Raw genomic sequence first — 13,824 nt, forward strand, 5'->3', positions numbered from 1 at the left:
TTGTCCTAAACGTATTTATGACAAGCTTGATATCAAGATGCAAGTTAAAAAATACCGCTCTCATCCTGTCAAAGGAACAAAATTAAGCAATTAATTTTGAATTTATGCGAAATGGCCAGACAAAGATTCAAGACACTGCGACTGAGAGTTAGATCACAAAAATGACTGGCTATGCGATGTGGATGACTCAAAGCGGGAGTCTATGCGTTCAAGAGCCATATCGAAGCGATACCTTGCCATAGTGAGGCACTCAAGCGATTGCACAATATCCTAAATTGCGCGGATGAGCCCGCTGAATGGATTGGACGGAGAGTGAGCGTAAAACATCGATTTATGAGTGAATATCTGGTATTTGGCAAGGATCCGTGCCATATTTCCACGCAAACTCATATCTTTAAATTATTCCACCTTGGAGTCCCTTACTATGTCTCATGAAGATGAATACATGTCTGTTGAAGAGCTGATTGAATTTCAGAAAGAAGAGACACGCGATATTATCCAAGCGCTGCTAGAAGATGGCAGTGAGCCAGATTCCCTGTATGAGATTGAGCACCACCTGTTTTCTGAAGATTTTGACAAGCTAGAAAAGGCGGTTGTTGAAGCGTTTAAGATGGGCTTTGAGGTGCTTGAGGCAGAAGAGACCGAAGACGAAGATGGCAATAAGCTACTTTGTTGTGATGCAACCATGGAGTCGGCATTGAACGCTGAGGCGATTGATGCTCAAGTAGAAAAGCTGGTTCACCTTGCTGAGAAATACGACATCATCTACGACGGCTGGGGCACCTACTACGAGGGCGAAGATGCCATTTACCCAGAGGAAGATGACGAGCAAGAGTAGTGACTATTTAGTACTGCTTTGAATTAAGCATCTTGGTGTGTCTTTGCAAAGGTCGAGCATCTGCTCGACCTTTTTACATTCCTTAAGCGGGTATTATTCACTACTATCAGCTAGCGCCTAGCTGCGAAATCTGCACCTTGAGGTTAGGGGGGGTTAGCGTTAGTATTTGCAACTCGAATTGATCACAAAAGATGGACTGGGCGGTGTTAAGAGTTGCCATTAATGGATTTGGACGAATTGGACGCAATGTTCTTCGTGCGGTGTATGAAAGTGAAAAGGATCAGCAGATCAAAGTTGTGGCGGTCAATGAGTTAGCTCAACCCGATGCCATGGCGCACCTGTTGCAATACGATACCAGCCATGGGCGGTTTAAAAAGCGCATCAGCAACGATCAAGAACATATCTATGTTCATCATGACACCGGTGAGCGAGACTCGATTCGTATCCTACATTTGGCTGAGATTGAGCTGCTACCGTGGCGCGATCTTGAGGTTGATATTGTCCTAGACTGCACAGGCGTGTTTGGCTCTCAAGCTGATGGACAAGAGCACATCAAAGCCGGCGCAGGCAAAGTTTTGTTCTCACATCCAGGTGCGACTGATCTGGATAACACCATCATTTATGGCGTTAATCACACCAGCCTGCGTGCAGAAGACAGAGTCGTCTCAAATGGCTCTTGTACCACCAACTGTATCGTACCCATCATCCAGACACTGGATGACGCCTTTGGCATCGATTCTGGCACCATCACCACCATCCACTCGTCGATGAACGACCAACAAGTGATTGATGCCTACCACTCTGATCTGCGCCGTACTCGCTCGGCTAGCCAGTCGATCATCCCAGTTGATACAAAATTACATAAAGGTATCGAAAGAATCTTTCCGAAATTTTCCAACAAATTTGAAGCAATTTCGGTGCGAGTACCGACGGTAAACGTCACTGCGATGGACTTAAGTGTCACAATTAACGCAAATGTGAAAGTTAATGACGTAAATCAAGTCATTATTGATGCCTCTCAGTGTACATTAAGGGGCATAGTTGACTATACTGAAGCGCCGCTCGTCTCCATCGATTTTAATCACGATCCCCACAGTGCGATCGTTGACGGAACCCAAACGCGAGTGAGCAACGGGCATCTGGTTAAGATGCTGGTCTGGTGTGACAACGAATGGGGCTTTGCCAATCGAATGCTGGATACAGCGCTGGCAATGCGGACATCAAGCGCCAGTTCATAAAACCGGGAGAATTATTTATTTTTTACTTGAAAATAAATCAAAGATCTCCATATTCGATAGTAGTTTGAAGGATTAACGAGTTCGGCCGGATGCCGGGCTTAACAAACACTTTAATTATTTAGTTGAGAGGACAAAATGTCTGTAATCAAGATGACTGACCTGGATCTAGCAGGTAAACGCGTATTTATCCGTGCTGACCTAAACGTTCCAGTGAAAGAAGGCAAAGTAACTTCTGATGCACGTATTCTAGCATCTCTTCCAACCATCAAGCGCTGCCTAGAAGCTGGCGCTAAAGTTATGGTGACGTCACACCTAGGTCGCCCAACTGAAGGTGAATACGCAGAAGAATTCTCTCTACAGCCAGTAGTAAACTACCTAAACGACGCACTAGACTGCGACGTGAAACTAGCAAAAGACTACCTAAACGGTCTTGAGCTAAACGCAGGTGAGCTTGTTGTTCTAGAAAACGTTCGCTTTAACAAAGGCGAGAAGAAGAACGACGAAGAGCTGTCTAAAGCATACGCAGCGCTATGTGACGTATTCGTAATGGATGCATTCGGTACTGCTCACCGTGCACAAGCTTCAACGCACGGCGTTGGCATGCACGCACCAATCGCATGTGCAGGTCCCCTACTTGCTAACGAGCTAGAAGCACTAGCAAAAGCGATGGACAAGCCAGCTCGCCCAATGGTAGCTATCGTTGGTGGTTCAAAAGTATCGACTAAGCTAACTGTACTTGAGTCACTATCAAAAGTGGCTGACCAACTGGTTGTTGGTGGCGGTATCGCAAACACCTTTATCGCAGCTGCTGGCCACAACGTAGGTAAGTCACTATACGAAGCAGACCTAGTTGACACAGCGAAGAAGCTAATGGACGAGTGTGCAATTCCAGTAGCGACTGACGTTGCTTGTGCAAAAGCATTCGATGAGAACGCTGAAGCTGAGATCAAGAACGTGGCTGACGTTTGTGATGACGACATGATCTTCGACCTTGGTCCTGACTCAACAGCTGAGCTTGCTGAGATCCTGAAAAACGCTAAGACTATCCTATGGAATGGTCCTGTTGGCGTATTCGAGTTCAAGAACTTCGAAGCAGGCACGAAAGGCATCTCTGAAGCGATCGCAGCTTCTGAAGGTTTCTCAGTAGCAGGCGGTGGTGACACACTAGCAGCTATCGACCAGTTCGGTATCAAAGCGGACGTCTCTTACATCTCAACAGGCGGCGGTGCTTTCCTTGAGTTTGTAGAAGGTAAAGTACTTCCAGCGGTTGAAATGCTAGAAGCGCGCGCTAAGTAATTTTGTAAAGCGGGGGACGAAAGTTTCCCGCTTTTCTATTTCTGCAGGCGGCAACAAAATTTGCTAAATTTTGATCACTGCAGGTAAGCAGAAGCAAAAGTTTAAACGTAACAGTTATTATTATTTAAACGACAGATATAAATAGGATTGGATCCATGTCTAAGATCTTTGATTTCGTAAAGCCTGGTGTTATCGCTGGTGATGACGTACAAAAAGTATTTGAAGTAGCAAAAGAGAACAAGTTTGCTCTTCCAGCGGTAAACGTTGTAGGTACTGACTCTGTAAACGCCGTTCTAGAAGCAGCAGCTAAAGTGAAAGCACCGGTTGTAGTTCAGTTCTCTAACGGCGGCGCAGCGTTCTTCGCAGGTAAGGGCCTTAAGCTTGAAGGTCAAGAAGCGCAGGTTCTTGGTGCAGTTGCTGGTGCGAAATACGTACACGCAGTTGCTGAGTCTTACGGCGTACCAGTTATCCTACACACTGACCACGCAGCTAAGAAACTTCTACCTTGGATTGACGGTCTACTAGACGCGGGTGAAGAGTTCTTCGCTCAAACTGGTAAGCCACTATTCTCTTCTCACATGCTTGACCTTTCTGAAGAGTCGCTAGAAGAGAACATCGAAACTTGTGCTAAATACCTAGAGCGCATGGCGAAGATGGGCATGACTATCGAAATCGAACTAGGTTGTACTGGTGGTGAAGAAGACGGCGTAGACAACACTGATATGGATCAGTCTGAGCTATACACTTCTCCAGAAGACGTTGCTTACGCATACGAGAAACTAAGCGCTGTTTCACACCGCTTCACTATCGCTGCGTCTTTCGGTAACGTACACGGCGTTTACAAGCCAGGTAATGTTGTTCTTACTCCAACTATCCTACGTGACTCTCAAGCACACTGTGCTGAGAAATTCGGTATCGCGTCTAACGCACTGAACTTCGTATTCCACGGTGGTTCTGGTTCAACTGAAGCTGAGATCCAAGAGTCTATCGGCTACGGCGTTATCAAGATGAACATCGATACTGATACACAGTGGGCAACATGGGACGGCGTTCGTGCATACGAAGCTGACAACCGTGACTACCTACAAGGTCAAATTGGTAACCCTACTGGCGACGACGCACCAAACAAGAAGTACTACGACCCACGCGTATGGCTACGTGCTGGTCAAGCGTCAATGGTTGCACGCCTAGAGAAAGCGTTCGCTGACCTAAACGCAGTAGACGTACTATAAGCTAGCCCTTGGCTTGCTGTTGGGGCTGCCTGATGCGGCTCATTGATTGATAAAAACCTGCTCATGAAGCAGGTTTTTTTATGTCTATCTTAAAACAATTAACTATCTGACAACAAAAATCTGGAATTAATATAAGAAGTTGCATAGGCTTGATAGCAAACAGTGTAGCTTGAGGGAACCAAGACTGTTGATTGTGTAGTGCGAAAGTTCACTACTGAAAACTAAAGGTATTTGCCAGTGCCAAGTGAGACTGTTGGTTTTGGGGTTGTAATACCAGATAAGCTCCAAGTTGAGCGATATAGATTGGATTTTAAGGGGTAACTATGTCAACCGAATCTATTGATATTGAAGAGTCCTTGGTCAACGGAGTTGCCGAGGCTGAGAAGTGGTTTAGTAATAACAGTGATCTGATTGTGCAGTATGGCGTGAACATTATTTCCGCCCTACTGATTCTGTTCATTGGTAATATCGTCGTTAAGATGGTGGCAAATAGTGTAGCTAAGCTGCTCAAGAGCAAGAACATGGACAACGCGGTGGTCGAGTTTGTCCATGGCCTCGTGCGCTATCTTCTATTCGTGATTGTTCTGATTGCGGCATTGGGTCGTATTGGGGTCCAGACCGCATCGGTCGTTGCCGTAATTGGTGCTGCCGGTTTGGCGATTGGTCTTGCCTTGCAAGGCTCGCTATCTAACTTTGCCGCGGGTGTCTTAATCGTTGCGTTTAGGCCCTTCAAATCCGGTGATTATGTCGAGGTGGCTGGCGTGGCGGGTAATGTCGCCTCGATTCAGATTTTCCAAACGGTTTTAACCACGCCAGATAACAAGATGGTCGTGGTGCCGAACGCTGGGGTGATTAATGGGCCCATCACTAACTATTCGCGCCATGATAAGCGTCGCGTCGACATGGTGATTGGGGTGGCTTATAACGCGGACCTACAGTTGACCAAACGCGTGATCCGAGAAGCGCTGGAGAAAGATGAGCGTATTCTTAAAGACCCTGACATTACCATTGGCGTTCTTGAGTTGGCTGACTCTTCGGTCAATTTTGTCGTACGTCCATGGTGTAAAACCGAGGATTATTGGTCAGTGTACTTTGAGTCGCATCAGGCGATCAAAGAAGCGCTCGATGCAGCGGGTATCGAGATCCCATTCCCGCAACTGGATCTGCATATGGACAAGGCGCCTGTTTAAGCGTCTGCGCTTGCGAGGTCGTCAAGACCTCGCTTTCATGACTTAGATAACATGAACAGGGTTAGGCAGTGTGGATAGCAGCTGTTCCAAACCCTTACCACTTAACGCAAAGGTGATATCTGGTTTACCTGGGGTGTAGAAAACCTCATCATGGCTTAGCAGGTGTTTATCAATCACTAGGCTAACGCTTGCATCTAGGCCAAAGGGGCACACGGCGCCAGGAAAGCAACCGATCTGGCTTTGCATCTCGTCATCACTGCAGATTGTGACTCGCTGACCGAGCACGCACTTAATCGCCTTGCCATCCATACGCGAGTCTTTGTCGGTGACAAAAACGGCGTAGGTGCCCGAATTCTTGGTCTTGATAAACAAGCTTTTGCTGTGTGTCCCTTGCCAGCCAAGCTGCTTGGCGACTTTGATATCGGTGGCGAAGTCAAAAATGGGCTCATGTTGCCATTGTTGATAAGCGATATTGTGCGCTATCAGCTGATCTTGATTCCAGGTAAAAAGGCGTTGGCAACTCTGCTCTATCTCGAGCGTTATCATTTTAAGTTCATCCTTGTTGGTTAGTATCCACGGTCCTAGAGTAAATCGATGGGTACACGATAGCCAAGAGATATTGGCAGTTAGGTTGAATTAATTGTCGAGTTTCCGGTCAATAGGGTAGGGCAGAAGCTCGTAATCTGATTGATATACAAAAAGGATTGATGGAATGATGATGAACTCTTTTCGAATGACGGGCTTTTCTCTCATAAGCCGGTTGATTTTGGCTGTAATTTCAGTGATGCCAGTAAGATCTGCAATGGCGATTCAGCTTGATTTTGCCCATATACAAACCAGCGGATTTGGTGAGGTAAAGGTGATGCCAGATCGAGCTTTGCTGAGGTTACGGGTTGAAGAGCAAGGTCAGACAGCAGAAGAGGCGAAATCAGCCGCTGACTCTAGTGTTGACTCACTGTTTGAGTTATGGATGAACGCGGGTATCAAGCGTGAACAAATCGAGAGCTCAAACCTGTATATCTCCCCTCAATACCACTATGCGAAGAACGATCGGCCCCGCGAGCTTGTAGGTTACAAGGCCTCTCGCAGCATCACGCTACACGTCGAAGATATTAGCCAGCTTGAACAATATATGGACATGGCAATGACCGCTGGCGTCAACCGGGTTGACAGCATCACGCTGCAGTCCTCACAGTTGGAGCAGCATCAACAGCGTGCCTTGCAGCTGGCGATTGAGGATGCTAAGACCAAAGCAGCCCGATTGGCGGCAGGCTTTGATCAAGAAATCGAACAAGCTTGGCGGATCAACTACTCACCCGCTCGGATCCAACCGATGAGGGCGCAAGCGATGGACAGTCAACTCGAGACTAATTCGTATCAAGATCAATCGATAGCGATCAACGAACGCGTCGAGGTGATATTTAAACTGGTGCAGTAAGCTTGATGCTTAAGCATTTATCCCTAGGTCACGCCTCATCGGGCTGCTTCTTGGTGTCACTTGGGTATAATGAGCCGCATAAATCTAGACCTGCAGAGGCACAGTAATCGATGCAAAAGAGAGATGATAGGTGAGACCACTGCGACTGCTTGGTTTATCCACTTTAGTTTTTATTACTTTGTTGGTGGTGATCTTTGGCAATTATTATCAGCGATATTTAGACAGTAAGGCCGCTACACAGGAGCTTGCTATCGCTGAGTCGCAAACTCAGCTGAACCATATCAAAAACGAGTTTGGTCTAATGCGGGGGAGATTGATTTCAGCCTCGCGTATGCTGGCTCAGAGCCAGACCCTAAATGATTACCTAAGGCACCCCAATGAGGACAGTCGGACGGTCTTGCATGACTTTTGGTTGGCTGTGGCAGAAGGGCAAGAGTGGTTCTCTTCAATTCAAGTGCTCAACCTAGAAGGCCAAGTAATGCTGGATATAGATTACTTGAATGACGGTGAGGAAACGAAGTTAGTCAGCCGTCAACTGCAAGATGGAGCAGCGGAGTATTTTGATTACCTGTCCAATATTCCCAATGGACAGTTTGCGACTTGGGGAATAGAGACCAGTTATCAGTATGGCAATGAGGTGCGACTTTCCCCATCCTTGAAGATCATGATGCCTGTTACGCATCGTGAACAACGGCTTGGTTATTTGGTGATTGATATCGACCTGGAGCAAGTCACATCTCTATTGACCTTCTCACCAGACCCTACTTTAGTTGCCGACCTGATCATCGGGGATGGACAGTATGTCAATCCACGCTCAAGGCATAAACGGGTAACCTTGTTTGCCTCACAATACCCAAGTTTTTGGCAGACTATGCAAGCTAATCCGGAGTTTGGTTACCAGTTACATGACGGGACGCTGTCTGTTTATGCATTTGTTGGTGTTGTCAGTGAGCCTGCCCTGTACGCTGTGATCCAGGTGAGTTCAGAGCAACTAGCGCAGCGAGCAGAGCAAGATATTAGTGGGATAGTCCAAGAGGCGATGTTTGTGGTCGTACTGCTATTGATCATTTTATTGCCAACCACTTATTTGGTGTTTATCTCTTCGAAAAAAAGTCTCGAGAGTAAGCTGGCTATGGCAGCCTTAGAGGGAGTTTCAGCGGTGATGATCACCGATGAGTATGAGCGCACCGTGCTGGTTAATCGAGAGTTTACTCGCTTGACGGGATATGGCGAAGCGCATGCTAAGGGGCGAGCGATGCTTGATGCCCTGCTTGGCGCTGAAGGGTCTGATGTGTATAGCAAGATTGAAGCGGAGCTCGCTGGTGATCGTGTTTGGGAAGGAGAGCTCGTGCTAAAAAAACGCGATGGGGGAAGCGTCGCGGTGATATGCCGCATCCAGGCTGATTTATCGCGTCGGGGTGAGCTCAACTACTACATTTTTTCGTTTGTCGATATCGATCAGCGTAAAAGATTAGAAGATCAGTTGCGTATATTGAGCGAGAGAGATGACCTTACGGGGCTGTGGAATCGCAGAAAATTTGAGAGTGAACTAGACATAGCCGCCTCATTGATTGAGCGCTATCCTGAGTCTCAGGCCTATTGTCTGGCTCTGATCGATATCGATCATTTTAAACGTATTAATGACCAACAAGGCCATGATGAGGGTGATCGTACCATTCGAGATGTCGCACAGGTGATCACGCGTAGTGTCCGAGATACGGATTTTGTTGCTCGGGTGGGTGGAGAAGAGTTTGCGCTTTTACTCCCTCATACCACACTCAGTGAAGCGCAAAGCCTATTGGAGCGGGTATTGATGAGTGTTGCGAACGAGCCAAAGCTCAAAGTCACGGTGAGTATCGGCTATACCGACATGACATCGGACAGGCAGCGCAGTTACAAGTGGGCGGATATCGCCCTATACGAATCTAAGGCGCTGGGGCGCAATCGAGTATCCCAATGTCTCAGTAACGAAGAGTACATGTAGGCGGGCTGAGGATAGAAAACAAAAAAAGAGAGCCGAGGCTCTCTTTTTTCTTAGCAAGTGTTCGACGAATTATAGTACGTGAACAGATGCAGTGTTAGTTGTACCAGAAGCAACTAGAGCACCAGAAACCATCACTACGATGTCGCCTTTCTTACCTAGGCCAGTCTCTAGAGCGATCTCTTTACCCGCTACGTAGAACGCGTCAGTGCTGTCGATAGACTCAACAACAACTGGAGTTACGCCTTTAGTAAGAACTAGCTGAGCAGCCGTCTTAGTGTTAGTTGTTACTGCAATGATGTTTGCAGTTGGGAAGTATTTACGCACAGAACGTGCAGACTTACCAGCTTCAGTAGCAACAACGATGATTGGAGAAGCTAGCTTCTCAGCTGTGTCTACTGCGCCTTTACATACTGCTTCAGTGATACGTAGACGTGGGCTGTCTAGACGAGAACCTAGTTCAGCTTTTAGAGCGCTGTCAGTACGAGCACAGATTTGCGCCATGATAGCTACAGATTCAACTGGGTACTTACCTTTAGCCGTTTCGCCAGAAAGCATTACTGCGTCAGTACCGTCCATTACTGCGTTAGCAACGTCGCCCGCTTCCGCGCGAGTTGGACGTGGGTTGTTGATCATAGAATCAAGCATTTGAGTTGCAGTGATAACCATCTTACGTGCACGGTTACACTTCTCGATCATCATCTTCTGAGCGAAGATTACTTCTTCAGCTGGGATTTCAACACCTAGGTCACCACGTGCAACCATGATGCCGTCAGAAAGCTCAAGGATCTCGTCGAAGTTATCTACACCTTCTTGGTTCTCGATCTTAGAGATGATGTGGATGTCTTGACCGCCGTTCGCGTCTAGAAGCTCACGGATTTCTTTAACGTCAGCTGCTTTACGGATGAAAGATGCTGCAACGAAGTCAACGCCTTGCTCACAACCGAATTTAAGGTCAGCTTTATCTTTGTCAGAAAGAGCTGGAAGCTGCACAGAAACACCAGGAAGGTTAACACCTTTGTTTTCGCCTAGTGCACCGTTGTTAAGAACTTTACACTTAACTTCAGTTTCAGTTGTTGCGATAACTTCCATTTCGATTAGGCCGTCATCTACTAGGATAGTGTTACCTGCAGATAGGTCAGCTGCGAAACCTGCGTAAGTTACTGCTACGATGTCTTTGTTACCAACTACAGAAGTGTCTGTAGTGAAAGTAAATTCTTGACCTGCTACTAGATCAACGTCGTTGCCGTCTTCTAGTTTGATAGTACGGATTTCTGGACCTTTAGTGTCGAGAAGGATTGCTAGCTGTTTACCAGTGTTAGCCATTACTTCACGGTAGTTAGAGATACGTGCAGCATGCTCTTCGAAGTTACCGTGAGAGAAGTTCAGGCGCATTACGTTCATGCCTGCGTTTACTAGTTCAGTTAGCTTCTCTACAGATTCAGTTTTAGGGCCAATCGTACATACGATTTTGGTCTTTTTCATGGAAAATACTCTCCGGTAAGTATTGTTACAATTTGAAATTAAAATTCTTAGCCAGAAGTGTAGGTGAAAAAATGAGAAATGCGTGCACTTCTCGGTCAGTATCAAAAGTATCACCTACCGTTCTGTTCGTGAAAGTCTTTCACGTGCTTTAGTCATTTTATGACTGTTTCATTTCCAAAAAATGAAAGATTATTTCGACTTTATCCCAGTTCACGTCATTGGGAGCAAAAAATCGCGGCTAATTTTGTAATTAACTTTCTTTTGATGGCCGAGATTCTACCACTGTAAGTCGACAAATTCACGATCAGAGTTTGTTTTAGGACAAGGTTTTGCCCTGTAATTTTAATTTTTCACTTCAAAATAAATAGACGGCCCCCTTTCGTTTCGACTACACTATGTTTCGTTGTGAAACTTACTGCTAATATTTTAATGTCGAAACGAAATACACAGATGCGCCGACATGCGATTTCTAATCTCGTCGAAGAGAAAGGAGAGATCAGTGTTGAGGAGCTATCAGTACGCTTTGAAACCTCAGAGGTCACGATTCGTAAGGATCTCGCCTCACTAGAGAAAAACGGTCAACTTTTGCGCCGTTACGGTGGTGCGATTGCATTGCCAAAAGAAGTGGTGACAGAAGCACTCAGTAGTAAAGTTTCGACTCGAAAGGTTATGCTTGCCAAGTGTGCAGCAGACCTTATCCGAGACCACAACCGTATCGTGGTCGACAGCGGTAGTACCACAGGCGCGTTAATCGAACAACTCAGCACAAAGCGTGGGTTAGTTGTGATGACCAACTCATTGATGGTCGCTAATGCCCTGAATGACTTAGAAAACGAGCCTACACTCCTAATGACAGGGGGCACTTGGGACCCACATTCTGAGTCGTTTCAGGGTCAAGTGGCCGAGTCGGTGTTACGCTCGTATGACTTCGACCAGTTATTTATCGGTGCGGATGGCATCGATCTTGACCGCGGCACCACTACCTTTAATGAGCTGGTGGGGCTGAGCAAGGTGATGGCCGAGGTTTCACGCGAAGTGGTTGTGATGATCGAATCGGAAAAAATCGGTCGCAAAATCCCGAATTTAGAGCTCAGCTGGGAGCAAATTGATGTCTTGGTCACCGATGCAGATATCAGCTTGCAGCAGCGAGAGATCATTGAAAATAAAGGCGTAAAGGTTATTTGCGCTAAATAATTAACCCTCTCACATATGGCGAGCCTATGGCTGTCATTGGATGAGAAAATCATTACTTGGAGTAACGTTATGTGTGGAATTGTAGGAGCTGTCGCTCAACGCGATGTCGCTGAAATTTTGGTTGAAGGTCTGCGCCGTTTGGAATACCGCGGTTATGACTCTGCAGGTGTGGTTGTGGTTGATAGCGAGAGCAATCAAACCCGCGTGCGCCGCCTAGGTAAGGTTCAAGAGCTAGCTGATGCTGTCGATGAGGCCAAAGTGATTGGCGGCACGGGTATCGCGCACACTCGTTGGGCAACCCACGGCGAGCCTTCTGAAGTGAATGCTCATCCACACATGTCAGGTGATATTGCGGTAGTGCACAACGGTATCATCGAAAACCATGAAGAGTTGCGTGAGCTTCTCCAATCACGTGGTTACGTCTTCGAGTCGCAAACCGATACCGAGGTGATTGCACACCTGGTGGAGTGGGAGCGTCGTTCATGCGATAGCCTACTTGAAGCTCTACAGAACACGGCTAAGCAACTTGAGGGCGCCTATGGTACGGTTGTGGTTGATTGTAAAGATCCATCTCGCATAGTCGTCGCTCGCTCGGGCAGCCCAATTGTGATTGGCTTTGGTGTAGGTGAAAACTTCCTCGCCTCGGATCAGCTTGCACTACTTAGCGTTACTCGCCGCTTTATGTACCTTGAAGAAGGTGATGTGGCTGAGATCACGCGTCGTGAAGTTAACGTGGTTGATATCAATGGCGCGCCGGTTGAGCGTGAGATCGTTGAGTCAAATGCAGAGCATGATGCCGGTGACAAGGGTAAGTTCCGTCACTTTATGCAAAAAGAGATTTTTGAGCAGCCAAAAGCGCTGATTAACACCATGGAAGGACGCCTGTCTGACTCTGCCGTGATCACCAATGCGATTGGCGTGAATGCTGAAGAAATCCTGAGCAAAGTCGAGCACGTGCAGATCGTGGCTTGTGGTACCTCATACAACTCTGGTATGGCGGCGCGCTACTGGTTTGAGGATATCGCTGGCGTCAGCTGTGACGTTGAGATTGCCTCAGAGTTCCGTTACCGCAAGTTTGTTACTCGTCCAAACAGTTTACTGGTGACGCTTTCACAGTCGGGTGAAACGGCAGATACACTTGCAGCGTTGCGCCTAGCCAAAGAAAAGGGCTATATGGCAGCGATGACGATTTGTAACGTGGCAGGCTCTTCGTTGGTGCGTGAATCCGACTTTGCCTTTATGACCCGTGCTGGTACTGAGATTGGCGTGGCATCAACCAAGGCGTTCACTACCCAGTTAGCAGCAATGCTGATGATGGTGGTATCAATCGGTCGTCTGCAAGGTCGCGTTGATGAGGCTCGTGAGACAGAAATCGTACAAGCACTGCATGAGTTGCCAAGCCAAATTGAAGCGGCGCTAGAGTTTGATGCACAAATCGAGGCGTTAGCCCCTGATTTTGCCGATAAGCATCATACCTTGTTCCTAGGTCGTGGTGAGTTTTATCCAATCGCAATGGAGGCGTCACTTAAGCTAAAAGAGATCTCCTACATCCACGCAGAAGCGTACGCTGCGGGCGAGCTCAAGCATGGCCCACTGGCATTGATTGATGCGGATATGCCAGTTGTTGTGATTGCACCAAGCAACGAGCTACTTGAGAAGCTTAAGTCTAACGTTGAAGAGGTGCGCGCTCGTGGCGGCATCTTGTATGTATTTGCTGATCAAGACGCAGGCTTTGAAGAGGACGAGAGCATGAAGATCATTCGCATGCCACACGTCAATGAGATCACCGCGCCTATCTACTACACGGTGCCAATGCAGTTGCTGTCTTACCACGTAGCATTGATTAAAGGTACGGACGTTGACCAGCCGCGTAACCTAGCCAAGGCTGTTACGGTAGAGTAACGGAAGATAGTAAGTGAGTTAAAACGGCGG

Annotated in this window: 11 protein-coding genes; 9 read left to right on the top strand and 2 right to left on the bottom strand. The window is 47.2% G+C overall.

Features of this window, described 5'->3' with window-relative positions:
• Positions 1-424 precede the first annotated feature (424 nt).
• The 5 genes from rraB to mscS all read left to right on the top strand — a co-directional run bounded on the left by rraB (position 425) and on the right by mscS (position 5,794).
• The gene (gene rraB / locus ACZ5R2_RS04360; protein ID WP_438459250.1) at positions 425-838 is read left to right on the top strand and encodes a ribonuclease E inhibitor RraB; all 414 of its coding nucleotides are present in this window, start codon (positions 425-427) and stop codon (positions 836-838) included.
• A 203-nt stretch (positions 839-1,041) separates the two neighbouring features.
• A complete protein-coding gene (gene epd, locus ACZ5R2_RS04365) occupies positions 1,042-2,076 on the top strand; it encodes an erythrose-4-phosphate dehydrogenase (RefSeq protein WP_464901179.1) in 1,035 nt (344 codons plus the stop codon).
• Positions 2,077-2,211: 135 nt separating this feature from the next.
• Positions 2,212-3,372 carry a phosphoglycerate kinase gene (locus ACZ5R2_RS04370; RefSeq protein WP_464901180.1) on the top strand — a complete coding sequence of 387 codons (1,161 nt, stop codon included), beginning with the start codon at positions 2,212-2,214 and terminating at the stop codon, positions 3,370-3,372.
• Between the two features lie 155 nt (positions 3,373-3,527).
• Positions 3,528-4,604 carry a class II fructose-bisphosphate aldolase gene (gene fbaA / locus ACZ5R2_RS04375; RefSeq protein WP_464901181.1) on the top strand — a complete coding sequence of 359 codons (1,077 nt, stop codon included), beginning with the start codon at positions 3,528-3,530 and terminating at the stop codon, positions 4,602-4,604.
• A 323-nt stretch (positions 4,605-4,927) separates the two neighbouring features.
• Positions 4,928-5,794 carry a small-conductance mechanosensitive channel MscS gene (gene mscS, locus ACZ5R2_RS04380; protein WP_464901182.1) on the top strand — a complete coding sequence of 289 codons (867 nt, stop codon included), beginning with the start codon at positions 4,928-4,930 and terminating at the stop codon, positions 5,792-5,794.
• Positions 5,795-5,836: 42 nt separating this feature from the next.
• Here mscS and ACZ5R2_RS04385 read toward each other — a convergent pair whose 3' ends face one another.
• Positions 5,837-6,340 carry a YbaK/EbsC family protein gene (locus ACZ5R2_RS04385; protein ID WP_464901183.1) on the bottom strand — a complete coding sequence of 168 codons (504 nt, stop codon included), beginning with the start codon at positions 6,338-6,340 and terminating at the stop codon, positions 5,837-5,839.
• Positions 6,341-6,506: 166 nt separating this feature from the next.
• Between ACZ5R2_RS04385 and ACZ5R2_RS04390 the strand changes: the two genes are divergently transcribed.
• Together ACZ5R2_RS04390 and ACZ5R2_RS04395 are read left to right on the top strand one after the other, a co-directional pair.
• Positions 6,507-7,232, top strand: coding sequence for an SIMPL domain-containing protein (locus ACZ5R2_RS04390; protein WP_464901184.1), 726 nt, complete (start codon positions 6,507-6,509; stop codon positions 7,230-7,232).
• A gap of 130 nt (positions 7,233-7,362) precedes the next feature.
• Complete coding sequence (locus ACZ5R2_RS04395; protein WP_464901185.1) at positions 7,363-9,216, top strand: sensor domain-containing diguanylate cyclase; 1,854 nt, start codon at positions 7,363-7,365, stop codon at positions 9,214-9,216.
• 69 nt (positions 9,217-9,285) lie between these two features.
• Here ACZ5R2_RS04395 and pykF read toward each other — a convergent pair whose 3' ends face one another.
• Positions 9,286-10,698, bottom strand: a complete 1,413-nt coding sequence (gene pykF, locus ACZ5R2_RS04400) for a pyruvate kinase PykF (RefSeq protein WP_464901186.1) — start codon at positions 10,696-10,698, stop codon at positions 9,286-9,288.
• Between the two features lie 429 nt (positions 10,699-11,127).
• On the opposite strand from pykF, the gene ACZ5R2_RS04405 reads away from it, so the two are divergent.
• Together ACZ5R2_RS04405 and glmS are read left to right on the top strand one after the other, a co-directional pair.
• On the top strand, positions 11,128-11,892 hold the full coding sequence (locus ACZ5R2_RS04405) for a DeoR/GlpR family DNA-binding transcription regulator (RefSeq protein ID WP_464901187.1): 765 nt from the start codon (positions 11,128-11,130) through the stop codon (positions 11,890-11,892).
• A 69-nt stretch (positions 11,893-11,961) separates the two neighbouring features.
• Complete coding sequence (gene glmS, locus ACZ5R2_RS04410; RefSeq protein ID WP_464901188.1) at positions 11,962-13,794, top strand: glutamine--fructose-6-phosphate transaminase (isomerizing); 1,833 nt, start codon at positions 11,962-11,964, stop codon at positions 13,792-13,794.
• Positions 13,795-13,824: the final 30 nt, after the last annotated feature.

It is taken from the genome of Vibrio sabulosilitoris (genome assembly GCF_055391395.1).